This window comes from Bacillus aerius, from assembly GCF_029894105.1.
GTDB lineage: Bacteria > Bacillota > Bacilli > Bacillales > Bacillaceae > Bacillus > Bacillus altitudinis.
In genome coordinates, this window is sequence record NZ_JARYHO010000001.1 from 458,260 (window position 1) to 484,411 (window position 26,152).

The following is a 26,152-nucleotide window of genomic DNA, read 5'->3' on the forward strand; positions in this document are numbered from 1 at the left end:
TGTTGAAAAACAAATAGTGTAATGGTAAGATATAATGTAGGGTAATTCGGGCTTTGTATATAATGGACCTGTCCTTTCATACAAAGGGCAGTTTTTAATGATCATTCACGAGATTACTGAAACAGCAATTAGAAGGAGTTTGAATAATTTGACTATAACGTTTCAAGATTTTCAATTAAGCGAAAGTCTCATGAAAGCTATTAACCGCATGGGATTTGAAGAAGCAACACCGATTCAAGCGGAAACAATTCCTCTCGGTCTTCAGAATAAAGATGTCATTGGACAAGCACAAACAGGAACAGGAAAAACTGCAGCGTTTGGTATTCCTCTTGTAGAAAAAATCGACCCAGCGTCTCCAAATATCCAAGCGATTATTATTGCGCCAACAAGAGAATTAGCGATTCAAGTATCTGAAGAGCTATACAAAATTGGCCAAGACAAGCGTGCGCGCGTACTTCCGATTTACGGTGGACAAGATATCGGTCGCCAAATCCGTTCGCTCAAGAAAAATCCTCATATCATCGTAGGGACTCCAGGACGTTTACTCGATCACATTAACCGTCGTACAATGCGTCTTCAAAATGTTGAAACAGTCGTGCTTGATGAAGCAGACGAAATGCTAAACATGGGTTTCATCGAAGACATTGAATCGATCCTTTCAAATGTACCAAGTGAACACCAAACACTTTTATTCTCTGCGACAATGCCTGCACCAATTAAGCGTATTGCAGAACGTTTCATGACAAACCCAGAACACGTAAAAGTAAAAGCGAAAGAAATGACTGTATCTAACATCCAGCAGTTCTACTTGGATATCCATGAACGTAAAAAGTTTGATACATTGACTCGTCTTCTTGACATTCAATCACCTGAGCTTTCAATTGTCTTCGGCCGTACAAAGCGCCGTGTTGACGAATTGACTGAAGCACTGAACCTTAGAGGTTATACAGCTGAAGGAATTCATGGTGACTTGACTCAAGCGAAACGTATGGTTGCGCTTCGTAAATTCAAAGAAGGTTCAATCGATGTGCTTGTAGCAACAGACGTTGCAGCACGTGGACTTGATATTTCAGGCGTAACACACGTGTATAACTTTGACGTGCCACAAGATCCAGAAAGCTATGTACACCGTATTGGTCGTACTGGACGTGCTGGACGTACAGGTATGGCGATGACATTCATCACACCACGTGAAAAAGATATGCTTCGTGCGATCGAGCAAACGACTAAGCGTAAAATGGATCGTATGAAAGAACCAACACTAGATGAGGCAATCGAAGGACAACAACAAGTAACCATTGATCGTCTGCGCACAATCATCAGTGAAAACAACTTAAACTTCTACATGACAGCAGCTGCTGAATTATTAGAAGATCATGATTCTGTTACAGTGGTTGCGGCTGCCATCAAAATGATGACAAAAGAGCCAGATGCAACGCCTGTTCGTTTGACAGATGAAGCACCAATGGTTTCAAAACGCAATCGTAACAACCGCAGCTCTTCAAAACGTAGAGACGGTGGCGGCGGAGGCGGCTATCGCGGAAAAAGCCGTTCATCTTACGGTGATAAAAAGCGTTCTTCAAATGACCGCAATCGTTCTTCTAACGATCGTCGTCAAAAGAAATCTTATAACAACTAATTCAAAAGCGAATCCTTTGCAGGGTTCGCTTTTTTTAACAGGCCTAATGAAACTTTTTAGGCTTTCTTTCGTAATATATTGATAGAAAAGTAAGAGAATGGGGGAAGAATGTGAGAAAACAGCCGCAACGTCAAATCAGCTTAAATGGATTAAAAGTATGGCGTCTTCAAAATGGAATTATCTCATTGATTTTCTTATTCATCATCATTGGGGTATTTGTAGCTAGTTATTATTTTCAATGGCCATATTGGATTGGAGCCATCCTCATCGGTTTGTGGATTTTACAGGTCATCTTCGGAATCTGGCTCATACCGAAAATCCGCCATCACATCTGGCGCTACGAAGTATTTGAGAACGAAATTGAAATACAGCACGGACTGATACGTGTCACACGTGTCATTGTGCCAATGGTACGTGTTCAGCATGTGGATACATCCCAAGGGCCGCTTTTAAGGCGCTACCGGTTGGCATCTGTTCAAATTTCTACTGCTGCGACAGTGCATGATATTCCGGCACTGGAATTAGAAGAGGCAGATGAGCTTCGCGATTACATATCTCGATTAGCAAGGGTGACGGAAGATGATGTCTGAACCAAAACGTGTACATCCAATCTCGATGTTCATTGATTTTATATCAGATGCCGTATCCATGATCAAAAACTTCATTATCCCTTTTTTCGTGCTTATTTTTGTGAACTCGAATTCAAGTATTCGTTTTTATGCGTTTATCATTCTTGGTGTGCTTCTTTTATGGAAAGCTGTTTCAACCGTTTTAGCATGGAGAAGATTCACCTATCGAATGGAAGACGATGAATTTCGAGTAGAATCAGGTGTCATCACCAAAAAGAAAAAGTATATCTCGTTAGAACGAATTCAAACGGTGAATACAAGTGAAGGCATCTTCCAGCGGATTTTCGGTTTGGTTCGGGTGCAAATCGAAACGGCAGGCGGGACGGATGGACCTGAAGTGAGCCTGACGGCCATTACAAAAGCAGAAGCTGAGCAATTAAAGCAATCGATTTTCAACCGGAAGAAAAGCTTGCAACAAGAAGAAATGAATGATGAAAATTTAGATCTCCCTGATCCTCTGACAGCGCAACAGCCTGTAGAAAAAGAAATCAGTGTTTCCTACCGAATGGGTATACCAGAGCTGCTTTTGGCTGCGACCACTTCAAGCGGAATCGGCGTCATTATTTCTGGGTGTCTCGCCATTTACACACAAATAGATGAAATTCTGCCTTTGGACGGATTCTTCAAACGGTTTTCTTTTTTAAGTCATGCGAGTGTTGAGATTTATGCGATTCTCATATTTATTGCCGTATTGATTGCGTGGATTCTTAGTGTTGGGGTAACAGCCCTTCAATATGCGAATTTTAACGCAAAACGAAAAGGGAAAGACATCATCATCACAAGAGGACTCATCGAAAGGCATCAAATGACCATTCCGCTTGCGAGAATTCAAGCAGTGAAAATCAAAGAAAATATTCTGCGTGAACCATTTGGTTTTGCGACGGTCATGCTTGTCAGCGCAGGAGGTTCCATTACAGAAAAAGAGACTTCTTCTGTCTTATTTCCACTCATACGGAAGAAAAAAATCAATGAATTGTTAACGCAATTTACAGATCAATATCAGCTGGCACCAGAAAGTGAATTGAAAAAAGTGCCGAAGCGTTCACTAAAACGTTATCTGATATCTTACGGATTTGTTCCATTACTTGTAGGTATAATCCTTTCTGTACGTTTTCCACCATGGGGATATTTGGCGCTGATTCCATTACCGTTTGCCTTGTTTTTTGGGTATTTAGCCTATAAACAATCAGGATATGTGATCAAAGATCAACTGATTCAATTAACGACAAGAGGTATCGGCAAGACCACCGGAATTGTTTTAAGAAAACGAATGCAAAACTATACGATGACCCAATCCTATTTTCAAAAGAAAGGGCGGGTGGCAAGTATTCACACCTTTGTGAAGTCCTCTGCCTTGCTTGATTCCTTTGGTGTGCATCACCTTGAAGAGGAAGATGCTGCACGTGTATGCGATTGGTATTCCTATGAAACGAATCAATCAACTTAAACCAAAAAATGTCGATCAGCTCCCGTTAAACGGAGTGATCGACATTTTTTATGAGCTTAATAGCGTCGTTTTTTTGAATGGAAGAATAGGGTGATCGGTGCTAGGATCATGCCGCCTATCAATCCAAATAAGTGGGCCATGATGTTGATGTTCGAGTTGACGAACGTCATAATGACAGAAACGCCGAGAATCGTTAAGATGACCTGAGAATTACCACGGTCCATCATATGCGGTTTAAATAGGACAAGATAAAGATAGACGCCAAATAAACCAAATATCGCACCAGAAGCCCCGACATGTACGTACTCTAAAGGCTCCACCCAATAGGTTCCGAGATTGCCAATGAATCCAGCACCCAGATAAATCACAAGAAATCGAACCTTTCCAAGCAAATACTCAAGTGCTGGAGCGAATAGGAAGAGCGACATGGAATTGAACAGAATATGTGTCAGACTTCCGTGAAGAAAAATAGGCGTTAAAAGCCGCCACCATTCTCCTGCTGCAACACCATAATTAAAACCAACGAGATGGTCCTGCCCAAGCTGGATCATTGGAATAGGGATCGCAAATAAAAGCCATAGGCCGATTTGCAAAGCAAGGATCGCTGTTACGATTGGATACGATCTAATAAATTGTTGAAAGCTCTCCGTTCGAATAAACATAACAAACCCCTTTTGACTAGATAATGGTAAGTTTATAGTAACACGTTTATGAAGCGAACAACCAAATTAGTACGAGTATCATAGGAGGTACCTCATGATTAAAGGAATCGGTATGGATATTGTAGAGATCGGCCGGCTGTCACGAGTGCTTAGCAGGCAGCCCCGTTTACCAGAACGAATTTTGACTTTACGTGAACAGGAAGTCTTTCGCACACTAAGTGAAAAGAGACAGCTGGAGTTTCTAGCAGGCCGTTTTGCGGCGAAGGAAGCATTCGCAAAAGCATACGGTACGGGAATTGGTCAGTATGTCAGCTTTCACGACATCGAGATACAAAAAGATGCGAACGGAAAACCTCTTATCAAAAGTGAGAAAACAAAAGAAGACTACGTTCATGTATCCATTACACACACAAAAGAATATGCTGCAGCACAAGTTTTAATTGAAAGGTTGTCAAGCTAGTCTGCATATTGTTTGTCCCCCCTTCATATATTGGGTAGTGCGATAAGGAAGGGCGAGTTGCTAACAGGCTTTGATGGTTCGCGGTACGCAGTTAACTCTTGAGGCGTACTGTTAAAGTCAAACAAGCGGTTTCTTCCTTTTAACACAATTAACGAAGGGGTTGAAAAGGGTGAGAAAAAGCTTTGTTTTGCTTGTAACGGGGATCCTTTTTGTACTGATTCTCTCCGCATGCGGTCAAAAATCTCAACAGGATATCGTTGGAGATCTAAACAAAAAGGCAGAGGAAATGACATCATACAAAGCCAAAGCAAAAATGACCATTGAGACAGGAAATGATCCGCAGGAATACCATGTGGAAATTTGGTACAAGAAGCCGGAGCTTTACCGTGTCTACTTAGAAAATCCGAAAAAGGATCAGAGTCAAGTCATTTTAAGAAATGGCAATGGTGTATTTGTGCTGACACCTTCATTAAACAAAAGCTTCCGCTTCCATAGCGATTGGCCGAACAACAGCAGTCAGGTGTATTTATTTGAATCACTTGTGAAAGACATTAAAAATGACAGTGCAGCTCAGTTCAAAGCAAAAGAGTCGAAGTACGTTTTTGAAACAAAAACCAACTATCAGCACAACCAAATGCTGCCGACCCAAGAGATTACCTTTCATAAAAAAACAATGGCGCCTGCCAGTGTGAAAGTACTGGACAGCGATAAAAAGCCAATGGTGAAAGTAGAATTCTCTCACTTTGAATTCAACAAATCCTTTGACAAAGACGCCTTTGATGAGAAGAAAAATATGACACTTTCTCAAATGGATGTTGCCACAAGTGCAGATCCATCTGACAGCTTTGCGGTGAAAACACCAGTTGACATACCAGAGGGTGTGAAAAAGATGGAAGAGAAAGAAATGATGACAGATGCCGGGAAGCGTTATGTGATGACGTATGGCGGAAAGAAATCCTTCACGCTCATTCAGGAAAAAGCGCGGGTAGCAGAAGCGTCTACGCCTGTGACGATGAATGGTGAGCCAGTCGATCTTGGCATGACAGTGGGTGTTCTGACAGACAAATCTCTTTCTTGGACATCTGATGGAGTTGACTACTTGATTTCTTCAAGTGATCTATCGAAGGAAGAGCTCTTGATGGTTGCAAAGAGTGTAGAAGGCCAGTCAGCGAAATAGGCGAGATTCTTAACATAACAACAAATCAGCCCTGTGCAGGGGCTGATTTTCTTTGAGTTGTTTCACATTATTCTGGATTTTTAGTATCATAATGAAGTATTGAATCATTCAATAGGGAAGTGTGATGAATGGACACAAATGCCTTTTATAGAGACACATGGGCAGAAATTGATTTAACAGCAATCAAGCATAATGTTTCACATATGAAAGACCATATTGGTCAAAGCGTCCAACTAATGGCTGTTGTGAAAGCCAATGCATATGGACATGGAGATATAGAAGTGGCAAGAGCTGCCCTCGAAGCAGGAGCAGACCTGTTAGCCGTCGCTTTTTTAGATGAAGCCATTTCTTTAAGAAATAAAGGTGTAAAAGCACCTATTCTTGTGCTCGGCGCAGTACCGGCAGAGTATGTCAAAGTCGCCGTTAGATACAACGTTATCATGACTGCTTACTCGATCGATTGGCTAAGAGAAGTCGTCAAAGTGATGAAAGGGCAGATGGGACAACCCATTCGTTTCCACTTGAAAATCGACAGCGGCATGAATCGGTTAGGTGTGAAAACAATCGAGCAGGTGAGCGAAGTAAAAGAGCTTGTCCACAATCATTCTTTTTTACAGCTGGAAGGAGTATTTACTCACTTTGCCACAGCGGATGAAAAAGATGAAAACTACTTCGGTATGCAGGTTGATACGTTTAAAACATTGCTTCAACCGCTTCATACGGACAAACTGCTCATTCATTGCGCCAACAGTGCAGCAGGTCTAAGGTTTAAAGACACTTTATTTAATATGGTTCGTTTTGGCATCAGTATGTACGGGCTGTCGCCGTCGGAAGAAATCAAAGATGAATTGCCGTTTCAACTGGAAGAAGCATTATCTCTTCATACAAAACTTGCACATGTAAAGCCCATTCAAAAGGGTGAGAGCGTGAGCTATGGTGCAACTTATACAGCGAATCAAGATACATGGATTGGTACAATTCCAATTGGGTATGCAGACGGCTGGATCAGGAAGCTTGCCGGAACAGAAGTGCTCGTTGGCGGAAAACGCCGAAAGATTGCCGGAAGGGTGTGTATGGATCAATTCATGGTTGATTTGAAAAAGGACATTCCGGCAGGGGAGCCAGTCGTGCTCATCGGGACACAAGGCGAAGACAGGATATCTGTCGATGAAATAGCCAAGCGGCTTGAAACCATTAACTACGAAGTCACTTGTTCTGTTGGCTACCGCGTCCCAAGAGTCTATATAGAGGACGGCGAAAGGGTTCATGTACGAAATCCGTTGCTTCAAGGCGGTCCAAGCTTTTTATAAACAACATCCACGGGAACGATGTTCAAACTGACATCGTTCTCTTTTATTCTACAAAGGCATCATAAACATTCTCCCTTTTTTAGAGATTTTGGAAATACCGTATGATTTTCGGAAAAAAGCGTATAATGGGAAAGAGGAACTCCATTATCATCTTGATTTACGGGTGGCGAGCCGCTTCATGTTCTAATAAGAAATCATGAAAAAACAGCTTTGCTTGTGCATTGAATAATGGTATGATTAGTCTTGGAATGGATCGATACGGTATCCGTAAGTTTTGTGGAGGTGTATGTTTTTTGTCTGAATCCAGCGCAACAAACGAAATGAAGATTCGACTGCCGGAGACTTTGATGTCTGAGATCGAACGAGTAGCAGAGCAGGATAAGGTAACAAGAAATGAATTGATCTACCGAGCGACAAAAACGTATATTCGTGAACGTAATATTCGACAAAATCGTGAATCGATGAGACGCGGCTACATGGAGATGGCGAAAATTAATCTGAATATCTCTTCAGAGGCACAATACGCAGAATTTGAGGCTGAGAATACAGTTGAGCGATTAGTCAGCGGGGGTTAAACATTTGATTGTTAAACGCGGTGATGTTTACTTTGCTGATTTATCTCCTGTTGTTGGCTCCGAGCAGGGCGGGGTTCGCCCGGTATTGGTGATTCAAAATGACATTGGAAATCGCTTCAGCCCGACTGCTATCGTTGCAGCCATAACAGCCCAAATACAAAAAGCGAAATTACCGACTCACGTCGAAATTAATGCAAAGCGCTACGGCTTTGAACGGGATTCTGTCATTCTTTTGGAACAGATTCGTACGATCGATAAACAAAGATTGACAGATAAAATCACACATCTTGATGATGAGATGATGGAGAAGGTTGATGAAGCCTTACAAGTTAGTTTGGCTCTTATTGATTTTTAATATGGTGATACTTGGTTGCTCTATTGGGAGCAACTTTTTTTGTGTTCAATTTTTTTTAACGTTATAATGAAGAAAGACTAAAGAAGAGCTTTAAATGTAAGTAGGGGGTAAAACATGTCGAATCATATCGTGTTAGCTTTTGCAAGAAAGCACCAAAAGGAATTAGAAACAGAGTGGACGGACATTTTAAAACGACTCGGAGAAAAAGAAACGGACATGATGCTGAACGACAAAATGTATGAAACCATCTGTTCGGAATATGTTCAACTCATCATTACATCCCTTTCAGAGGGGGATCATGAGGATTTTGAAGAAAAAGTGCAAAATTTTGCTTTGAAAATCGTTCAAATGGGTATATCACTTAAGTTACTGGCAAACGGTCTAACGGAAATCCGTACACATTTATATGAAAAAATGAACGATGACAAAGATACAACACAAGAAAGTCATGACCTCATCTGGCAAATCGATCGATTCATCACACCCATCCATAATGAGATCTTAAACCAGTATTCCATCTCATGGGAAAAAACCGTCAGCCTTCAAAAAATTGCGCTGCAGGAACTTTCTGCCCCGCTAATCCCTGTGTTTGAGCACATCACCGTCATGCCACTTGTTGGCACAATTGATACAGATCGTGCGAAAAAAATTATGGAGAACCTGCTTAATGGTGTCGTCAAACATCGCTCACAGGTCGTCTTGATTGATATCACGGGTGTACCTGTCGTAGACACAATGGTGGCACACCATATTATTCAAGCGTCAGAGGCTGTGAGATTAGTAGGAGCGAAGTGTTTACTTGTCGGTATTCGCCCAGAAATAGCCCAAACGATCGTTAACCTTGGAATTGATTTATCTCAGGTTACAACAAAGAATACCCTTCAAAAAGGAATTCAAACTGCTTTGGAAATGACAAATCGAAAAATTGTTTCATTGGAGGGATAACCAATTGAGAAATCACCCGAAGATTCCAATCTTAAAATTATATAATTGTCTTCTGATTTCAATACAGTGGGAGCTTGATGATCAAACAGCTCTTCACTTTCAAGAAGACTTACTGAATAAAATTCATGAAACAGGAGCAAACGGTGTGGTCATTGACTTAACATCCGTCGATATGATTGATTCATTTATCGCAAAGGTATTAGGCGATGTGATCACCATGTCCAAGCTCATGGGGGCAAAAGTTGTATTAACAGGAATACAGCCGGCAGTCGCCGTGACGCTTATTGAACTTGGCATTTCACTGGAAGAAATTCAGACAGCACTAGATCTTGAACAAGGGCTTGAGACACTGAAGCGGGAATTGGGGGAATAGATATGAAAGACCAATCCTGTGTAAAAATATTGACGGAATGGGACATAGTCGCAGCAAGACAATTGGGGCGGAATGTTGCAAAAGAACTTGGTTTTGGAACAGTTGACCAAGCAAGAATTACGACGGCCATTTCAGAATTAGCTCGAAACATCTATTTATACGCTGGTAAAGGTCAGATTTGTATAGAAGAAGTGATGGAGCGCGGAAAGCGTGGACTCAAAGTCATCGCAGCCGATGAGGGGCCTGGCATCATGGATATACGTAAAGTAATGGAAGACGGATTTTCTACATCAGGCGGACTCGGAGCAGGCTTGCCGGGCGTCAGAAGACTGATGGATGAATTTAAATTAGATTCCGCACCAGAACAAGGAACTGAGATACAAGCTGTCAAGTGGCTTCGCTAGGAGGGAAACCATGGATTTTAAGGAGGTAATGGAGCAGCGATACCATCAGCTGCTCAGTCGTTATATCAGTGATTTAACTGAAACATCGCTTTATCAAGCTCAAAAATTTAGCCGTAAAACCATTGAGCATCAAATACCTCCTGAAGAAATAGTGAGTGTTCACCGAAAAGTGATTCAGGAGCTTTACCCTGATTTGCCGGAAGATGTCTTTCATTCACTAGACTTCTTAATTGAAGTCATGATTGGATACGGACTTGCCTACCAGGAGCATTTAACACTAAGAGGCATCCAGCAAGAAATTAAGTCGGAAATTGAAATTGCTGCAAATGTTCAGCAAACCCTTCTGGAAACGAAAATTCCAGAAGGAGACACATTTGATATCGGAGCCATCAGTGTGCCGGCAAAACAGATGAGCGGGGATTATTACCATTTCGTAACAGATCACGATACAATCAATATCGCGATTGCAGACGTCATTGGGAAAGGCATTCCAGCTGCGCTCTGTATGTCGATGATTAAGTATGCGATGGACTCCTTGCCAGAGTCAGGAAGCGGCCCAACGAAAGTGCTCAAAACCCTTAATCGTGTGGTCGAGCAAAACGTAGACCCAAGCATGTTTATCACCATGTTTTATGGCAGCTATAATAAAGAAACACATGAATTTAAGTACGCATCGGCTGGACATGAGCCGGGCTTTTTCTATTGCAAAAAAGAGAATCAATTTTACGATTTAGATGCGAAGGGTCTTGTGCTTGGAATTGCACCAGATTTTGATTATAAGCAGTATGAGAAGCATTTGGACGTAGGGGATATGGTGATCTTATTCTCTGATGGTGTCACAGAATCCAAATCGGAGGATGGCTTCCTAGAGCGTGAGGATATCAAAGCCCTGATATCTGAGAACCTATCCTATTCAGCTCAGGAAATGGTGGATTCCATCTATGACAGCTTACTCAAGCTGCAAGAATTTCAGCTGCATGATGATTTTACGTTACTTGTCCTCAAAAGGAAGGTTTAGAAAGTGCATAGACGGGTATATAAAATTCAAGGAAACAAGAATTTCGAGGTGAATGCATAATGAATATGTCTGTAAAAGAGCATCAAATAGATCAAAAAACGAAAATTAGTGTTAGTGGAGAAATCGATGTGTACTCTGCTCCTCAGCTAAGAGAAACACTCATGCCTAAAGCCGAGGCGGGCGAGCATCTAGAGATCTGTTTGAAGGATGTTACGTATATGGATAGTACAGGATTAGGTGTATTTGTTGGGTTGTTTAAAGCAGCTCAAAAAGCAGGTGGAACACTAAAGCTTGAGAACTTGTCAGAGCGGCTTGTAAGGTTGTTTGAAATTACTGGATTAAAGGACATCATTGACATTTCTGCAAAGTCAGAGGGTGGGGTACAATGAACGAATCAGTAGATCTAATCGAGATGAAAATACCGGCGAAACCAGAATACGTAGGCATCATTCGTCTGACTCTTTCAGGCGTTGCAAGCCGGATGGGCTATGCCTACGAAGAGATTGAGGACTTGAAAATTGCCGTCAGTGAGGCATGTACAAATGCAGTTCAGCATGCCTATAAAGGTGCAGATGGCGAAGATGGAGAGGTAGCGGTTCGCTTTCTTGTCTATGAAGATCGTCTAGAAATCATTGTCGCTGATAAAGGCGGTAGCTTTGACTTTAAGCAAAAGCAGGAAGACCTAGGGCCGTACACATCTGCTCATACGGTGGATCAATTGGCAGAAGGAGGTCTTGGTTTATACTTAATGCAAACATTGATGGATGAAGTCGAGGTGCAAGCAAACTCCGGAGTTACCGTGGCGATGACAAAGTTTTTAAACAGGGAGCGAGTTGACCATGACACAACCATCCAAAACTATGAAACTAACTAAAGATGAAGTGGATCGCCTCATTCAAAGCTATCAATCCAACCAAGACGAGCAGGCGCAGCTGACACTAGTTGAGTGTTATACAAACCTTGTGGATATGCTCGCGAAGAAATACTCCAAAGGAAAAAGCTTTCATGAGGATTTAAGACAAGTTGGAATGATTGGTCTACTTGGCGCAATTAAGCGTTATGATCCACTTGTCGGTAAATCATTTGAGGCATTTGCCATTCCAACCATTATCGGGGAAATCAAACGCTTTTTACGTGATAAAACATGGAGTGTCCATGTACCAAGACGAATTAAAGAGCTTGGACCAAGAATCAAGATGGCAGTTGATCACCTGACAACGGAAACGCAAAAGTCACCTAAAGTACAAGAAATCGCAGAATATCTAGATGTAACAGAAGAAGAAGTTCTTGAAACAATGGAGATGGGCAAAAGCTATCAAGCGCTGTCTGTTGACCAAGGCGTAGAGGCAGATTCTGAAGGAAGCACTGTGACGATTTTAGACGTCGTCGGCTCACAAGAAGAAGGGTACGAACGTGTAAACCAAAAAATGATGCTTGAAAGTGTGCTTCACGTTCTGACAGATAGAGAAAAAGAAATTATCAATCTCACGTATTTGCAAAATAAAAGCCAGAAAGAAACAGGCGATTTACTCGGCATATCTCAAATGCATGTATCAAGGCTGCAGCGGAAGGCAGTTAAAAAGCTACGAGATGCATTGTCAGAAGATGTGTCTATGGAGCTAGGGTAATGAAGCAGATCGAACAGCATGAGCATGTAAACGCCATTATCTATCAATCGAACAAAGAAGGAAAATCATGCTGCGGGGACAGTTTTTTTATTAAAGCAGATGATGAAGAACTAATTTGTGCTGTAGCAGACGGATTAGGCAGCGGCCAGTTCGCCAATGAATCATCTTCTTTAGTCAGCGAAATTGTCGAAGAATATGGACATGAGGATGTAATAACCCTCATTGATAGATGCAATCAGGCCATGAAAAATAAACGCGGGGCCACTGTAGCCATATTAAAGGTGAATTTTTCCCAACAGCAGTTTACCTATTGTTCGGTTGGTAACATTCGTTTTATCTTGAATGCACCTTCTGGCGACTATATTTATCCACTTCCGACATCAGGATATCTATCAGGTAAACCTAGAAAATACAAAACATACACCTATTCCTACGAAAAAGGTTCGACATTCATTATGTATTCAGACGGGCTGAATGTGCCAAACATGCGAATGTGTTTAAAGCATAGCCATTCAGTTGCAGACATCGCAAAAGAACTTGAAACATACACACAAGACAAGAAAGACGATCTCACCTATGTACTTGGTCAGCTTACATGAAATAGCTGACCTTTTTTCTGTTTTGCCGGTTTTTTTGATACACTAAAAGAGAAGACACAGTGAGAGGATGCAAAGTATGAAGACATCTGACTTTTTATTGAAACAAATTGCGACAGAATTAAAGCTTTCAACAAAACAAATTGGAAGTGTGATCCAGCTATTAGAGGATGGCAACACCGTCCCGTTTATTGCACGCTACCGGAAAGAGCAGACAGGCTCACTAGACGAGGTGCAAATTCAAACCATTTCTGAACGCTATACATATATCCAAAATGTGACGAATCGAAAAGAAGAAGTGATTCGCTTAATCGCTGAACAAGACAAATTAACAGATGAATTAAAACAGAAGATCGAACAGGCGCATAAGTTGCAAGAGGTCGAAGATTTATATCGACCATTTAAACAAAAACGAAAAACGAAGGCCAATGTAGCCAAAGCAAAAGGACTTGAGCCGCTTGCGGAGTATTTACTGCAGCTGCCAAACGATGAGATCAAAAAGAAAGCATCGGCTTTTATTAATGAAGAAAAAGAAGTCACAACCGCAGAAGAAGCACTAGAGGGCGCCCAGCACATCATTGCTGAACAGCTTGCGGATGATCCTGATATGCGGAAATGGATTCGCAGTGAGACGTACCAAAAGGGAAGTCTTGTCACATCAGGAAAAGACGTTGAAAACGACGAGAAAAACGTCTATGAAATGTATTACGACTATCAAGAGCCGATTAAAAAAATTGTGCCTCATCGTGTACTTGCGGTCAACCGAGGCGAGAAAGAAGGGATTTTGAAAGCAACCATCGAACCACCTGCTGAAAATATTCGTTTCTACCTCGATAAACAAGTCTTAAAAGGCAAGCAAACGACGGCGAGGCCTTACATTGAAGCGGCCATTGATGATGCATACAAGCGCTTGATTCAGCCTTCAATTGAACGGGAAATACGAAAAGAGCTGACAGAAAAAGCAGAGGAACAAGCCATTCATATTTTCGCTGAAAACTTAAGAAAGCTCCTACTTCAACCGCCGATGAAAGGGAAACGTGTACTTGGGGTGGACCCTGCGTTTCGTACAGGCTGTAAATTAGCCGTCGTGGATGATACAGGAAAAGTCCATCATATTGGCGTCATTTATCCGCACCCGCCTGTGCAGAAAAAAGCGGAAGCCAAACAAAAAGTGAAAGAAATCATTCAATCATCCAACATTGAAGTCATTGCGATCGGAAACGGAACAGCCTCAAGAGAGACCGAACAATTCATCGCAGACTTGATCCAAGAGCTGGACCAGCCAGTTTCATATTTGATCGTGAATGAAGCAGGGGCAAGTGTATACTCTGCATCTGCACTGGCAAGAGAAGAGTTTCCAGACTTGCAAGTCGAAGAACGAAGCGCTATATCCATTGCTAGAAGATTACAAGATCCATTAGCAGAGCTCGTGAAAATAGATCCAAAATCTGTCGGTGTAGGACAATACCAGCACGATGTGAGTCAAAAGCAATTAAACAGCTCGTTAACCTTTGTGGTAGAGACGGTTGTTAACCAAGTCGGTGTGAACGTTAATACAGCTTCACAGGCACTGCTGCAATATGTGTCAGGTCTTTCAAAAGCCGTCGCAGGGAACATCGTCAAACGCCGTGAAGAGATTGGGAGATTCACAAGCAGAAAAGAGCTGAAGGATATCCCAAGGCTTGGTGCAAAGACTTATGAGCAGTGTATCGGCTTCCTGCGCATCACAGATGGACAAGATCCACTTGACCGCACGGGTATTCACCCTGAAAGCTATAAAGAAACAAAACAGTTTTTACGCATGATTAAGATGACGCCAGACGATCTTGGTACAGAGCAGTTAAAAGAGAAAATCGCAGAGGTCAAGCTAGACGAAGCCGCACAGCAGCTTGACATTGGTCCAATTACACTCCAGGATATCATCGATCAACTGACAAGACCTGAGCGTGATCCGCGCGATGAAGTACCAAAACCTCTTTTGAAAACAGATGTGTTGAAATTGGAGGACTTGAAGCAAGGAATGGAGCTGCAAGGAACGGTAAGAAACGTCGTAGACTTCGGCGCATTCGTTGATATTGGCGTAAAACAGGATGGACTTGTCCACATTTCCAAGCTAAGCAATCGCTTTGTGAAGCATCCGCTTGACGTGGTATCAGTTGGTGACATTGTGACCGTATGGGTAGACTCCGTTGACCAGGCAAAAGGCCGAGTGGCTCTTTCGATGCTAAAACCAGAGTAAACAAAAAACGAGGCGCACCTTAGGATGGGGTGTGCCTTGATGTGACTGAATGTTTTTTTCTATAGAAGTACCAGCATTGATTAAGCAATTTGATTTGATAATGATTTTTCTCATAAAATGCTTTCTGCATCTGATTTTTCAGCCAGTTGGGCATCGCCCATTCCTCCTTTGATCAAAACAGTGGGTGTACCTTCAATGTATGCAAAGAGGAAATTGTCCCGTTCGAGGTTTTTATAGAAAGGAACGATCTTGATTGAACGAGAGAGAGTTACAGCAGTTAACAGAAGACATTTCAGAGGAGTTCTTTGGTAAGACGTTTCGCCATCAGGCTGTTTTCAATCCCCGTTTAAAAACGACAGGCGGGAGATATTTACTTGGAACACACAATATCGAATTGAACCGCCGATACCTAGAAGAACATGGACGAGAAGAATTAATCGGGATCATCAAGCATGAACTGTGTCATTATCATCTGCATCTTGAGGGAAAAGGCTATCAGCATCGGGACCGTTCCTTTAAAGAGTTATTAAAACAAGTAGGAGCCCCGCGTTTTTGTACAGCGCTAAAGACCGTACAAAATAAACGACGTGGACAGAAGCGACAAGAATATGTTTGCACAGGATGCGATCAGTATTTTATCAGGAAAAGGCGAATTGATACCTCTCGTTATGTGTGCGGCGTCTGCAAAGGAAAATTAAAATGGCAGCGTACAATCGGTTCAGAGTGATATGCATTCCTTTATGGGATGCTTTTTTTGTGAGATGAAGTAGACATATTGAGACAAATAGAGACGCGAGTCTCATTTTGTCTCTTTTTTGATCGATGGGAATCGGTCAAATCCTAAGCTTTCAAGCGCCATGATGTTGGCACGCTTTTTGCTTGTATAGAAGTGCAAGCAAAAAAGATAGGAGGTTTTATCATGGAAATGGCACTTACAAAAGAAAAAGCCGTTTGGATGTATCAAAAAATGCAGGAAATTCGCCAATTTGAAGATCAAGTACACACGCTTTTTACAAAGGGGATCTTGCCAGGTTTTGTCCATCTTTATGCTGGTGAAGAAGCTGTTGCTGTAGGAGTCTGCGCTCATCTGAATGAACAAGACAGTATTACAAGTACACACCGTGGCCACGGTCATTGTATCGCCAAGGGCTGTGATCTAAAAGGAATGATGGCAGAAATCTATGGAAAAGCCACAGGTCTTTGTAAAGGTAAAGGTGGATCTATGCACATTGCAGATTTTGATAAAGGAATGCTCGGTGCCAACGGGATTGTTGGAGGCGGCTTTCCACTTGCGTGCGGGGCAGCCCTCACGGCTAAATATAAAAAGAAAGATAATGTAAGCGTTTGCTTTTTTGGGGATGGTGCTAATAATCAAGGGACTTTTCACGAAGGAATCAATCTCGCCGCTATCTGGAAACTGCCAGTCATTTTCATCGCAGAAAACAATGGTTACGGGGAAGCGACGCCATTTTCGTATGCTTCAAGCTGCAAATCGATTGTGGATCGAGCCGCCAGTTATGGTATTCCGGGTATTCAAGTAGATGGAAAAGATGTGACAGCCGTTTATCAAGCAGCAGAACAAGCGATAGAACGAGCAAAAAATGGAGAAGGTCCGACATTGATTGAATGCATGACATATCGGAATTATGGTCATTTTGAAGGAGACGCTCAGCGCTACAAAACCAATCAAGAAAAAACCGAACATCAAGAAGAGAAAGATGCCATCACTCTTTTTAAAAATGAATTATTAAAGCAGCAGCTGCTAACAGATCAAGAAATATCAAGTATTGAAGCGTCTGTAGCAGAAGCGATAGATGAAGCCGTGAGATTCAGTGAAGAAAGTGAATATCCAGATCATACTGAATTGCTAACTGATGTGTATGTTTCGTATCAATAAATCTGAAAGGAGAGAGGGAAATGACAAGAGAAATCAGCATGTCTAGTGCTTTGAATGAAGCGATTAAACTGGCAATGAGAAGAGACGAAGATGTCATTTTAATGGGAGAAGATGTTGCAGGAGGCGCTCATGTAGATCACTTACAGGATGATGAAGCATGGGGCGGTGTTCTTGGTGTAACGAAAGGAATCGTTCAGGAATTTGGACGTGAGCGTGTCCTTGACACACCGATTAGTGAAGCCGGTTATGTAGGTGCGGCCATGGCAGCTGCTTCAACAGGATTAAGACCAATTGCGGAGCTTATGTTTAATGATTTTATCGGTACTTGTTTGGACCAAGTGCTGAACCAAGGCGCAAAATTTCGATACATGTTTGGCGGAAAAGCAGAGGTGCCTATCACGATTAGAACGACACATGGGGCGGGTTTTAGAGCAGCTGCCCAGCATTCACAAAGTTTGTATGCGCTATTTACAAGCATCCCTGGTTTGAAAGTAGTTGTGCCTTCTTCACCATATGATGCCAAAGGGCTGCTGCTGGCAGCCATCGAGGATCAGGACCCTGTCATCTTTTTTGAAGACAAGACGCTTTACAATATCACAGGAGATGTGCCGGAGAGGTATTACACACTGCCGCTTGGTCAAGCAGATGTGAAGAGAGAGGGATCTGATGTAACCATCTTTGCCGTGGGCAAACAAGTGTATACAGCACTCGAAGCGGCAGAGCAATTGTCTGCTCAAGGTATTGAAGCGGAAGTGATTGATCCAAGAAGTTTGTCACCGCTCGATGAAGAGGCCATTCTGACTTCAGTAGAAAAAACTAATCGACTTGTCATTGTTGATGAAGCAAATCCAAGGTGCGGAATTGCCGCAGATATCTCTTCTTTGATTGCAGATAAAGGATTTGATTTACTGGACGCACCAATCAAAAAAGTGACGGCTCCTCATACACCGGTGCCATTTTCACCGCCTCTTGAAGATATATATTTGCCAACACCCGATAAAGTTGTGAACACCGTATTAGAGATGATTGGCAAGAGTCATGACAAGATCTTGAACTAGAGAAAGGAGAGAGGGAGATGGCTGTCGAAGTTGTGATGCCTAAATTGGGCATGTCGATGAAAGAAGGAACGGTATCTGTCTGGAATAAAGAGGTCGGTGAGACCGTAAATAAAGGAGAAAGCATTGCAAGCATCAACTCCGAAAAAATTGAAATGGAGATTGAATCACCTGCTGAAGGAACCATATTGGATATAAAAGTACCTGAGGGAGAAGGTGTACCACCTGGCACGGTCATCTGCTATATCGGTGAAGGAAATGAACAAGTGGAGGAAAAGAAAGATAGAGACATCCAGTCAAAACCAAAGAAAGAGAGAAAGAAAATCTCCCCTGTTGCCCGTAAAATGGCGAATAGCGCAAACCTAAACATTGATACGCTGGTGGGGACAGGACCAGGTGGAAGAATTACGAAAGAGGATGTGCTTCGTGCACTTCCTGAACGAAAAGAGAAGAAACAATACGAGACAGTGCAACAGCCTATTAACATGATGCGGAAAACAATTGCCTCAAGAATGATGGAAAGCCTGCAAACAAGTGCACAATTAACCATTACGCTGAAAGCGGACGTGACAAAACTGAAAAACCTACAACAACAGCTGAATGAAACAGCCATAGCACGTTACGAGACAAAGTTAACCATCACCGATTTTGTAGCCAAAGCAGCGATCCTATCGTTGTTAGAACATCCTGCGATGAACAGTCAATATCATAACGGAGTTGTCGAAACCTTTGAGAATGTTCATCTTGGGATTGCTGCTGCGTTAGATAACGGATTGGCTGTACCGGTCATTCAGCATGCGGAGCGGTTAACGCTGATAGAGCTGGCGAAGGGCATTAAATTGTATGGTAAAAAAGCACGTGAAGGAAAGCTTCTACATGACGAAATCAAAGGTTCTACCTTTACCATCACCAATCTTGGAGCGTATGGTGTAGAGCATTTCACACCAATTTTGAATCCGCCGGAAGCGGGGATCCTTGGTGTCGGAACAATGTATGACACCCCTGTTTATCGAGAGGATGAATTGTGCAAAGGGACCATCCTACCACTCAGTCTTACGTTTGATCACCGCGTGCTGGACGGGGCGCCTGCCTCTGCATTTTTATCAACGGTCAAAGCACACTTAGAAGAACCAATATCCATTCTTTTATAGGAAGAAGGTGAATGTACCATGACACTGGTCATTATAGGAGGCGGACCAGCAGGTTATGTGGCGGCCATAACAGCCGCCCGTTTTGGCAGAGAGGTTGTGTTAATTGATCAAGGTCAGCTGGGAGGTACCTGCCTCAATGACGGCTGTATCCCGACCAAAGCACTTTTGCAAAGCGCCGATATGTATGAGCATGTGAAATCGGCTGGACATTTTGGAATTGAGCTTCCAGAACATGAGCCTATCATTCAATGGAATGCTGTCCAAAAGCGGAAACAGTCTGTCGTCAAGCAGCTCACTGATGGTGTTCGTTACTTGATGAATAAAAACAAAATTACCGTGGTAAATGGGAAGGCTTCATTTCTATCAGCACATGAGCTATTCATAGAAAGTGAAGGGAAGTCTGAAATCATTCAAGCAAAACAAATCATTATTGCAACAGGGGCTGTGCCTGCGGCTTTACCGTTTGCACCTTTTGATGGCGAATGGATCATTCACAGCAAGGACGCCATGTCACTTTCTTCGATCCCAGATTCACTTTGTATCATTGGGGGCGGGGTGATTGGCTGTGAGTTTGCGAGCATCTTTAGCAGAATGGGATCAAAGGTTGTTATGGTTGAACGGGCAGTGCACATTTTACCAGAAGAAGATCGTGATACAGCACAATGTCTTCACGAGCAGCTCGAAGAAACGGGTGTAAACATTTTGACGTCCGCCACAGTCAAACAGCTTGATTCCTCTTCAAGAAAAATAGTGGTGGAGAATAATCAAGGAGAGCGGTGTGACATCCAGTCGGATCTTTGCTTAGTGGCGATTGGCAGAACTCCGCAACTTGGAGAGTTGAATCTTGATCAGATTGGAATTGAATTTGATAGAAACGGAATCTATGTCAATGAACATATGCAAACCAATCTCCCGCATATCTATGCGTGCGGTGATGTGACAGGTGGGGTTCAGCTTGCTCATACTGCCTTTCATGAAGGAACGGTTGCGGCATCCCATGCATCAGGTGAACATCTAAAGGTCAATGAACAAGTGATTCCGAGGTGCATCTACACCTCTCCAGAAATCGCGCGTGTTGGTTTAAATGAAGAGCGTGCTAGAAAACAATATGAGGAGATTCGGATCGGGACATGTGCATTTTCTGCAAATGGGAAAGCATTAATCTTAAATCAACCAGCCGGTCACGTAAAGGTCATTGTAGAACCGCAATATCAAGAAATATTAGGCGTTTCAATCATTGGACCGAATGCAACAGAACTGATTGGACAAGCGGCGGTGATGATGCATGCAGAGTTGACCGCTGATACATTAGAGCAGTTTATTGCGGCACATCCGACACTTTCAGAGGCAATACACGAAGCCGTTCTGCAAATCATTGGAAGAGCGGTGCACTGCTGAAAGAGACTCCTTTTCTATCCAATTGACTTCTTGGGTTAGCCAATGATGATTGAAAGCGCTTTTATGTTTATCTATAATGAATAAAAAGCCCCCAGAGGAGAGGATGGAATGAATCCGACGCCTTGTTATTTAAATACGTGGAAACGTTTTGTTCGTGAAGGTTTGCTTGATCAGTCTCGTCTGAATAAGAGAGTGGCAGAATCATGGCACAGGTGTAAACAGGCAAATGTGAATCCGTATTTAGATAAAGGACAGTCGTTGTTAGAAAAGGAACGATTCAGTGCCCAAAAAAAGAAATATTCATTATTCCTAAATGCGGCTCTTCCTTACTTAAATAAAATCAATCAGCAATTAAAAGATTCTGATATGCTGGCCTTACTCATCGATGCAGATGGTTATGTGCTAAGTCTGACAGGAAGCGAAAGAACGATGGTGGAAGCCAGAAGAATTAATTTTATGGAGGGTTCACGCTGGACTGAAACAGATGTAGGGACAAATGCGATCGGAACGGCACTCGTCATCGGAGAAGCGGTGACGATCAACGGAACGGAGCATTTTTCTATCGCCTCTCATCATTGGAGTTGTTCAGCTGCTCCAATTCGCGATGCGGACGGTACGATCATAGGGGTGATTGATATCTCCTGTATGACGGATAACAAGCACCCTTTTATGCTTGGAATGGCTTCAACGGTTGCTTATGCCATAGAGAGAGAAATTCAAGTCGAGCAAAAAAGGAGAGAGATGGAACTGATCACTCATTGTCTCCAGCAGGTGGAAGCAGATGAACCGTATGTGGTCTGTAATGAAAAAAAGCAAATTGTGTCTGCCAGCAGGTCGATTAGAGATCGATTTTCAGACTGGCATGGAATGGATGTTGATCGGCTTAAGGATCATTCATTTGTTATCCGGGGAAAGCAGATCATTCAATCAGAGCAAGATGGGAAGGTGCTAGGCATATCCCTTTCTCTTGAAGAAGCAGCGAAAAGCAGCATGACCGTTTCTTTTGCTCAATTTCCCGGGGAATCAGGAACAAGTAAGGTATTTCAACAGACGCTTAGTGAGATGAAGAGAGCGGCACAAACAGATGCTCATGTGTATATTTGGGGAGAAACAGGGACAGGGAAGGAACTCGCCGCTAGAGCCATTCACTCCGCCAGTGAAAGGCATAAAGGGTCGTTCATTGCTGTTAATTGCGGAGCCATTCCTGAAAGCCTGTTAGAAAGTGAGCTGTTTGGCTATGCTGAAGGTGCTTTTACAGGAGCAAAACGTCACGGAGCTAAAGGGAAATTTGAACAAGCCCATAAAGGAACACTCTTTCTAGATGAAATAGGCGAAATCCCATATGCGATGCAAGTAGCGCTTCTTAGGGTGATAGAAGAAAGGGCAGTCGTACCGCTCGGCGGGACACACGAAATCCCTTTGGATATTCGAATCATTACAGCGACTCACCGTAATATGAACGAACTGCTGAAAGAAGGAAAAATACGAGAAGACTTGTATTACCGTCTTCATGTCTATCCGATCAATATCCCGCCGCTTAGAGAAAGAAAAGAAGACATTCATGATTTGTATCGTTATTACCAAAAGAAGCATCACTGGAATGCAGCGTTTCCTGAATCATTTTTTCAGAAATTACAGGCGTATCATTGGCCAGGGAATATACGAGAGCTTTTTAACCTGTTTGAACATCTAAGGGTCCTCTTTCCGAAAGGTGGATGGATTGGTGAATCGCAATATGCTTCAGTATTAGAGACGATTGATCAGAAAAAACAGAAGCTGCATCCAGCGGAGCAACCCGAGACTTCAAAAGAACTCACATTCAGGGAACGCATTCAAAAGCAAACAGTGATAGACGCACTGCATAAAACAAAAGGTCATGTGTCAGAAGCAGCGAGGTTAGCAGGAGTGCCAAGAAGTACTTTTTATAAGTGGATGCGAAAGTTTCATCTGTCTTAATCTTATGAGGAAGGCTGCATCAAGGCCCTTGGTCTACGTGGAGGTCGGGGGCTTTCTGTCAAGTTAAACAAATGGCATGGAAAAAGGCTTGACTGTTATATTAGTATATGTTAAATTATAAAAGCCGTCGCAAATGAAGCAGGAATGAAACGTTTAAAAATTCTTGACACATTTTTCTGGCATAGATATAATGAAACATGTCTCATTATTCCGCAGTAGCTCAGTGGTAGAGCTATCGGCTGTTAACCGATCGGTCGTAGGTTCGAGTCCTACCTGCGGAGCCATAATGGAGAAGTACTCAAGTGGCTGAAGAGGCGCCCCTGCTAAGGGTGTAGGTCGCGCAAGCGGCGCGAGGGTTCAAATCCCTCCTTCTCCGCCATTATCATATGGCCCGTTGGTCAAGCGGTTAAGACACCGCCCTTTCACGGCGGTAACACGGGTTCGAATCCCGTACGGGTCATGTTTTCTTTTTATGTTGATTCGTTGGGCTATAGCCAAGCGGTAAGGCAACGGACTTTGACTCCGTCATGCGTTGGTTCGAATCCAGCTAGCCCAGCCATTTTTTATATATGTTTTTCTGCATAGCAGATGAGCCATTAGCTCAGTTGGTAGAGCATCTGACTTTTAATCAGAGGGTCGAAGGTTCGAGTCCTTCATGGCTCACCATTGTCACGCGGGTGTGGCGGAATTGGCAGACGCGCTAGACTTAGGATCTAGTGTCTTTATGACGTGGGGGTTCAAGTCCCTTCACCCGCATTGTTTTTTCAAAAAGTGCACTTATGAATATATGAGCACATCATACACGCGGTCGTGGCGGAATGGCAGACGCGCTAGGTTGAGGGCCTAGTGGGTGAATAACCCGTGGAGGTTCAAGTCCTCTCGGCCGCATCTAAGAAACCAAAGGTTGTAGACCTTTGGTTTCTTTGTTTTCTGATAATATAAGTTACTGTCTATTCAATTATAATTTATTAGCAATAGACATCTATTTTGAGAGAATTGGTTAATGATCTAAAAAAGAATTAATTTACTTATATTTCAATTAATTCTTTTTTTTGCTAATGATGAGATGGTATAATTAGCATAAAGGAGAGGGTGTTTGATATGTCAATTCCAAAGGCCTTTTATGCTTATCCCTCGCACAGGGCTGATTTGTTACAAAATATTCGCGAAGCAATTAAGGATATCAATAAAGCTGGATCTATAAGAATTACGTCTTGGGAGGATTTTGGTATATCTGGTAAGCCTATAATACAGAATATATTAAAAGCAATTGAGCAATGTGACATATTTATGTGTGATCTTACATACTTAAATTCTAATGTATTATATGAATTAGGTTATGCTATTGCGAAAGAAAAGAAAATATGGATATCTCTCAATACTTCTCATGGGAACTCTGTTAAAAATTATAAAATGTTAAGAGCGATCACTACTATTGGTTTTAGTGGCTATCAGAATTCTGAAGAGCTTGTTAATAATTTTTATAATGATAATACAAATCAAACACCTACTAAAATTAATCTTAGAATAGAGCAGGCGGAAATTGAAAGCAATTTAATTTACATGAAATGTGAAGTTAATACAAATGAATCGAGTAGAATAGATGCTTTAATAAACAAGTCAAGATTACCTAAAAAAATGGATGATCCATATGAAGGAAGAGAACCATTAAGCTGGTATTTAAATTTATTACCGAATTCATTGGGAACTATCATACATTTTTATAATAAAGATACCGAAGAAGATAAACCCTTAATTACCGCAAGAAAATCTCTAATAGCAGGTTTATCTATTGGATTAGGAAAAAAAACCTTATTGTTAGCTCATGATCCATTTAAGTCCCCTTTAGATTATGAAGACATTTTACAGATTCATAGAAATACAGAAGAGTGCGAATCACTTTTTAATGATTGGTTTGAACCAATTGCTAATGAGTTTAACGAAAAAAACTCAAAATTCAGTGAATTCAAACAGGATAGAAAGGCTTTAGGTAAATTATCTAGTCTATTATTAGGTGATCATGTTGCTGAAAATGAGAATCATGACTTAGTTGAATATTTTCTGGAAACTGCAGAGTACAAAGAGGCTTTAAATGCACAACAGGTATTATTTGTTGGACGTAAAGGCACAGGGAAAACTGCTAATTTAATTAAGATTCGAAATACGATGATAGAAGATAAGAGGAATTTTGTGGTTTCAATTCAGCCCCAGGGTCATGAATTTGAAGGGGTATTAAAAATAATTAACAACTTAAAAAAAGGGTCAGAACAGGGCCATTTAATTGAAAGTGTTTGGAAATTTTTGATATATACAGAAATAGGGAGGCAACTGTTTGATTATTTAGATAATTTACCTCTGCATTATCAAAAAACGGAGGCAGAAGATAATTTTATAGACTTTGTTAAAATAAATGAGAGAGTTATTAATGCTGATTTCACTTTAAGATTGGAAAATATAGTAAATAATTTAAACTCTCTATCATCTGAAGAAAGCATGGAAGAAAGTAGATTAAGGGTTAGTGAGTATTTACATGAAACCATGATCAAAGAGTTAAGAAATTATCTGGGATTAGTTTTGGAAGGCAAAGAGAAAGTAACCTTATTAATAGATAATCTAGATAAAGGTTGGAACGATAGTACTGAGTTGGAAAATATGAGTCAACTATTATCAGGTTTATTAAATGTTGTTCATAAAATTACAGATGAGTTTCATAAAAACTCATATAAACATTTAAAGGTTAATTTGTCTTTAATTGTTTTCTTGAGGAGTGATATTTTTTCTAGACTCATGAGTTTTGTAGATGAAAGAGATAAGGTACCTTATAAAAATCTGTCATGGAATGATCCTTTAATGCTATTTAGGATTATTGAGAATAGAGTGGACTATAGCAGCAATGGTGTTACCAGCCCTGAAGCGCTTTGGAAAGAGTATTTTTGTGAAAATATAAATGGTATACCACTGAAGGAATTTGTGTCAAATTTAATAATTCCTCGTCCAAGAGATATAATCTTCTTCTTTAAATCAGCTTTGCATGCTGGGAAAAGGCCGGCTAAAATAATTGATAAACTATCTGACAAACTTGCTCAAAGAAATAAAAAGTCTAAAAGGTATTGTATAAATCCAGCATTTTATGCTTATCTGGGTATAGAATCTGTTGAAATGATTGATCAATTAACTTAATTAAATAAAATAGTAATTCTGAACACAGTTTGTTTTAATTTTGACATAAAATGATAAA

General features: G+C 41.6%; 26 protein-coding genes and 7 tRNA genes. 31 read left to right on the forward strand and 2 right to left on the reverse strand.

The genetic code is table 11. From position 1 onward, the window contains the following. Positions 1-148 precede the first annotated feature (148 nt). The 3 genes from cshA (at position 149) to M2353_RS02160 (ending at position 3,715) form a co-directional block, all read left to right on the forward strand. The gene (cshA, locus tag M2353_RS02150) at positions 149-1,639 is read left to right on the forward strand and encodes a degradosome RNA helicase CshA (protein ID WP_041507152.1); all 1,491 of its coding nucleotides are present in this window, start codon (positions 149-151) and stop codon (positions 1,637-1,639) included. Positions 1,640-1,749: 110 nt separating this feature from the next. After that, positions 1,750-2,229, forward strand: a complete 480-nt coding sequence (locus tag M2353_RS02155) for a PH domain-containing protein (protein WP_008346922.1) — start codon at positions 1,750-1,752, stop codon at positions 2,227-2,229. Beyond that, complete coding sequence (locus M2353_RS02160) at positions 2,219-3,715, forward strand: PH domain-containing protein (RefSeq protein WP_144668450.1); 1,497 nt, start codon at positions 2,219-2,221, stop codon at positions 3,713-3,715. The genes M2353_RS02155 and M2353_RS02160 overlap by 11 nt, the downstream gene beginning before the upstream one ends. A gap of 56 nt (positions 3,716-3,771) precedes the next feature. Here the strand turns inward: M2353_RS02160 and M2353_RS02165 are convergent, their stop codons facing one another. After that, positions 3,772-4,377, reverse strand: coding sequence for a rhomboid family intramembrane serine protease (locus tag M2353_RS02165; RefSeq protein ID WP_007496491.1), 606 nt, complete (start codon positions 4,375-4,377; stop codon positions 3,772-3,774). Between the two features lie 94 nt (positions 4,378-4,471). Between M2353_RS02165 and acpS the strand changes: the two genes are divergently transcribed. The 14 genes from acpS (at position 4,472) to M2353_RS02235 (ending at position 15,457) form a co-directional block, all read left to right on the forward strand. Continuing rightward, positions 4,472-4,837: a holo-ACP synthase gene (acpS, locus tag M2353_RS02170; RefSeq protein ID WP_017366663.1), complete on the forward strand. Its 366-nt coding sequence runs from the start codon at positions 4,472-4,474 to the stop codon at positions 4,835-4,837. Between the two features lie 160 nt (positions 4,838-4,997). Further along, the gene (locus tag M2353_RS02175; RefSeq protein WP_100325738.1) at positions 4,998-6,014 is read left to right on the forward strand and encodes an outer membrane lipoprotein-sorting protein; all 1,017 of its coding nucleotides are present in this window, start codon (positions 4,998-5,000) and stop codon (positions 6,012-6,014) included. A gap of 128 nt (positions 6,015-6,142) precedes the next feature. Next, entirely contained in the window at positions 6,143-7,324 is a 1,182-nt protein-coding gene (alr, locus tag M2353_RS02180; protein ID WP_284724855.1) for an alanine racemase, read from the forward strand. Positions 7,325-7,617: 293 nt separating this feature from the next. Continuing rightward, the gene (locus tag M2353_RS02185) at positions 7,618-7,899 is read left to right on the forward strand and encodes a hypothetical protein (protein ID WP_012008995.1); all 282 of its coding nucleotides are present in this window, start codon (positions 7,618-7,620) and stop codon (positions 7,897-7,899) included. A gap of 4 nt (positions 7,900-7,903) precedes the next feature. Beyond that, positions 7,904-8,254: a type II toxin-antitoxin system endoribonuclease NdoA gene (gene ndoA / locus M2353_RS02190; protein WP_003214169.1), complete on the forward strand. Its 351-nt coding sequence runs from the start codon at positions 7,904-7,906 to the stop codon at positions 8,252-8,254. Between the two features lie 114 nt (positions 8,255-8,368). Then, positions 8,369-9,199: an RsbT co-antagonist protein RsbRA gene (locus M2353_RS02195; protein ID WP_017358395.1), complete on the forward strand. Its 831-nt coding sequence runs from the start codon at positions 8,369-8,371 to the stop codon at positions 9,197-9,199. A gap of 4 nt (positions 9,200-9,203) precedes the next feature. Then, positions 9,204-9,572 carry an RsbT antagonist protein RsbS gene (gene rsbS, locus M2353_RS02200; protein WP_003214235.1) on the forward strand — a complete coding sequence of 123 codons (369 nt, stop codon included), beginning with the start codon at positions 9,204-9,206 and terminating at the stop codon, positions 9,570-9,572. Between the two features lie 2 nt (positions 9,573-9,574). Further along, positions 9,575-9,976 carry an anti-sigma regulatory factor gene (locus tag M2353_RS02205; RefSeq protein WP_003214085.1) on the forward strand — a complete coding sequence of 134 codons (402 nt, stop codon included), beginning with the start codon at positions 9,575-9,577 and terminating at the stop codon, positions 9,974-9,976. 10 nt (positions 9,977-9,986) lie between these two features. Further along, positions 9,987-10,994, forward strand: coding sequence for a PP2C family protein-serine/threonine phosphatase (locus tag M2353_RS02210; protein ID WP_017358394.1), 1,008 nt, complete (start codon positions 9,987-9,989; stop codon positions 10,992-10,994). A gap of 59 nt (positions 10,995-11,053) precedes the next feature. Next, positions 11,054-11,383 carry an anti-sigma factor antagonist gene (locus M2353_RS02215; protein ID WP_017358393.1) on the forward strand — a complete coding sequence of 110 codons (330 nt, stop codon included), beginning with the start codon at positions 11,054-11,056 and terminating at the stop codon, positions 11,381-11,383. Continuing rightward, positions 11,380-11,868 carry an anti-sigma B factor RsbW gene (rsbW, locus tag M2353_RS02220; RefSeq protein WP_007496471.1) on the forward strand — a complete coding sequence of 163 codons (489 nt, stop codon included), beginning with the start codon at positions 11,380-11,382 and terminating at the stop codon, positions 11,866-11,868. Before M2353_RS02215 ends, rsbW begins: the two co-directional genes overlap by 4 nt. Beyond that, positions 11,834-12,622: an RNA polymerase sigma factor SigB gene (gene sigB / locus M2353_RS02225; protein ID WP_284724856.1), complete on the forward strand. Its 789-nt coding sequence runs from the start codon at positions 11,834-11,836 to the stop codon at positions 12,620-12,622. Before rsbW ends, sigB begins: the two co-directional genes overlap by 35 nt. Continuing rightward, positions 12,622-13,221 carry a PP2C family serine/threonine-protein phosphatase gene (locus tag M2353_RS02230; protein WP_024719202.1) on the forward strand — a complete coding sequence of 200 codons (600 nt, stop codon included), beginning with the start codon at positions 12,622-12,624 and terminating at the stop codon, positions 13,219-13,221. The genes sigB and M2353_RS02230 overlap by 1 nt, the downstream gene beginning before the upstream one ends. A gap of 76 nt (positions 13,222-13,297) precedes the next feature. Continuing rightward, on the forward strand, positions 13,298-15,457 hold the full coding sequence (locus tag M2353_RS02235) for a Tex family protein (RefSeq protein WP_060811915.1): 2,160 nt from the start codon (positions 13,298-13,300) through the stop codon (positions 15,455-15,457). 19 nt (positions 15,458-15,476) lie between these two features. Here the strand turns inward: M2353_RS02235 and cmpA are convergent, their stop codons facing one another. Then, positions 15,477-15,611 carry a cortex morphogenetic protein CmpA gene (gene cmpA / locus M2353_RS02240; RefSeq protein WP_008346893.1) on the reverse strand — a complete coding sequence of 45 codons (135 nt, stop codon included), beginning with the start codon at positions 15,609-15,611 and terminating at the stop codon, positions 15,477-15,479. 99 nt (positions 15,612-15,710) lie between these two features. On the opposite strand from cmpA, the gene M2353_RS02245 reads away from it, so the two are divergent. The 14 genes from M2353_RS02245 to M2353_RS02310 all read left to right on the forward strand — a co-directional run bounded on the left by M2353_RS02245 (position 15,711) and on the right by M2353_RS02310 (position 26,094). Then, positions 15,711-16,184 (forward strand): SprT family protein, encoded by a 474-nt coding sequence (locus M2353_RS02245; RefSeq protein ID WP_284724857.1) that lies wholly within the window; start codon positions 15,711-15,713, stop codon positions 16,182-16,184. A gap of 192 nt (positions 16,185-16,376) precedes the next feature. After that, positions 16,377-17,354 carry a thiamine pyrophosphate-dependent dehydrogenase E1 component subunit alpha gene (locus tag M2353_RS02250; RefSeq protein ID WP_061418061.1) on the forward strand — a complete coding sequence of 326 codons (978 nt, stop codon included), beginning with the start codon at positions 16,377-16,379 and terminating at the stop codon, positions 17,352-17,354. A 20-nt stretch (positions 17,355-17,374) separates the two neighbouring features. Beyond that, positions 17,375-18,412: an alpha-ketoacid dehydrogenase subunit beta gene (locus M2353_RS02255; protein ID WP_098680548.1), complete on the forward strand. Its 1,038-nt coding sequence runs from the start codon at positions 17,375-17,377 to the stop codon at positions 18,410-18,412. A 17-nt stretch (positions 18,413-18,429) separates the two neighbouring features. Further along, positions 18,430-19,560, forward strand: coding sequence for a dihydrolipoamide acetyltransferase family protein (locus M2353_RS02260; protein ID WP_284724858.1), 1,131 nt, complete (start codon positions 18,430-18,432; stop codon positions 19,558-19,560). Between the two features lie 18 nt (positions 19,561-19,578). Then, a complete protein-coding gene (gene lpdA / locus M2353_RS02265) occupies positions 19,579-20,958 on the forward strand; it encodes a dihydrolipoyl dehydrogenase (RefSeq protein ID WP_284724859.1) in 1,380 nt (459 codons plus the stop codon). Positions 20,959-21,066: 108 nt separating this feature from the next. Then, entirely contained in the window at positions 21,067-22,914 is a 1,848-nt protein-coding gene (locus tag M2353_RS02270; RefSeq protein ID WP_159159399.1) for a sigma-54-dependent Fis family transcriptional regulator, read from the forward strand. 209 nt (positions 22,915-23,123) lie between these two features. Then, positions 23,124-23,198 (forward strand) — tRNA-Asn (locus M2353_RS02275). Between the two features lie 4 nt (positions 23,199-23,202). Then, positions 23,203-23,293 (forward strand) — tRNA-Ser (locus M2353_RS02280). A 9-nt stretch (positions 23,294-23,302) separates the two neighbouring features. Next, a tRNA-Glu gene (locus tag M2353_RS02285) sits at positions 23,303-23,374 on the forward strand. 24 nt (positions 23,375-23,398) lie between these two features. Next, positions 23,399-23,473: transfer RNA gene (locus M2353_RS02290), tRNA-Gln, on the forward strand. Between the two features lie 31 nt (positions 23,474-23,504). Beyond that, positions 23,505-23,580 (forward strand) — tRNA-Lys (locus M2353_RS02295). Positions 23,581-23,587: 7 nt separating this feature from the next. Next, positions 23,588-23,670: transfer RNA gene (locus tag M2353_RS02300), tRNA-Leu, on the forward strand. A gap of 48 nt (positions 23,671-23,718) precedes the next feature. Beyond that, positions 23,719-23,802 (forward strand) — tRNA-Leu (locus M2353_RS02305). Positions 23,803-24,015: 213 nt separating this feature from the next. Beyond that, complete coding sequence (locus M2353_RS02310; protein WP_284724860.1) at positions 24,016-26,094, forward strand: P-loop ATPase, Sll1717 family; 2,079 nt, start codon at positions 24,016-24,018, stop codon at positions 26,092-26,094. The last annotated feature ends 58 nt before the right edge of the window (positions 26,095-26,152 follow it).

Excerpts from the sequence above, each read along its gene's own strand:
- M2353_RS02160 (WP_144668450.1), top strand. The coding sequence starts at position 2,219 with ATGATGTCTGAACCAAAACGTGTACATCCAATCTCGATGTTCATTGAT.
- M2353_RS02165 (WP_007496491.1), bottom strand. The coding sequence starts at position 4,377 with ATGTTTATTCGAACGGAGAGCTTTCAACAATTTATTAGATCGTATCCA.
- acpS (WP_017366663.1), top strand. The coding sequence starts at position 4,472 with ATGATTAAAGGAATCGGTATGGATATTGTAGAGATCGGCCGGCTGTCA.
- alr (WP_284724855.1), top strand. The coding sequence starts at position 6,143 with ATGGACACAAATGCCTTTTATAGAGACACATGGGCAGAAATTGATTTA.
- M2353_RS02195 (WP_017358395.1), top strand. The coding sequence starts at position 8,369 with ATGTCGAATCATATCGTGTTAGCTTTTGCAAGAAAGCACCAAAAGGAA.
- M2353_RS02205 (WP_003214085.1), top strand. The coding sequence starts at position 9,575 with ATGAAAGACCAATCCTGTGTAAAAATATTGACGGAATGGGACATAGTC.
- M2353_RS02210 (WP_017358394.1), top strand. The coding sequence starts at position 9,987 with ATGGATTTTAAGGAGGTAATGGAGCAGCGATACCATCAGCTGCTCAGT.
- M2353_RS02215 (WP_017358393.1), top strand. The coding sequence starts at position 11,054 with ATGAATATGTCTGTAAAAGAGCATCAAATAGATCAAAAAACGAAAATT.
- rsbW (WP_007496471.1), top strand. The coding sequence starts at position 11,380 with ATGAACGAATCAGTAGATCTAATCGAGATGAAAATACCGGCGAAACCA.
- sigB (WP_284724856.1), top strand. The coding sequence starts at position 11,834 with ATGACACAACCATCCAAAACTATGAAACTAACTAAAGATGAAGTGGAT.
- M2353_RS02230 (WP_024719202.1), top strand. The coding sequence starts at position 12,622 with ATGAAGCAGATCGAACAGCATGAGCATGTAAACGCCATTATCTATCAA.
- M2353_RS02235 (WP_060811915.1), top strand. The coding sequence starts at position 13,298 with ATGAAGACATCTGACTTTTTATTGAAACAAATTGCGACAGAATTAAAG.
- cmpA (WP_008346893.1), bottom strand. The coding sequence starts at position 15,611 with ATGCCCAACTGGCTGAAAAATCAGATGCAGAAAGCATTTTATGAGAAA.
- M2353_RS02250 (WP_061418061.1), top strand. The coding sequence starts at position 16,377 with ATGGAAATGGCACTTACAAAAGAAAAAGCCGTTTGGATGTATCAAAAA.
- M2353_RS02255 (WP_098680548.1), top strand. The coding sequence starts at position 17,375 with ATGACAAGAGAAATCAGCATGTCTAGTGCTTTGAATGAAGCGATTAAA.
- M2353_RS02260 (WP_284724858.1), top strand. The coding sequence starts at position 18,430 with ATGGCTGTCGAAGTTGTGATGCCTAAATTGGGCATGTCGATGAAAGAA.
- lpdA (WP_284724859.1), top strand. The coding sequence starts at position 19,579 with ATGACACTGGTCATTATAGGAGGCGGACCAGCAGGTTATGTGGCGGCC.
- M2353_RS02270 (WP_159159399.1), top strand. The coding sequence starts at position 21,067 with ATGAATCCGACGCCTTGTTATTTAAATACGTGGAAACGTTTTGTTCGT.
- M2353_RS02310 (WP_284724860.1), top strand. The coding sequence starts at position 24,016 with ATGTCAATTCCAAAGGCCTTTTATGCTTATCCCTCGCACAGGGCTGAT.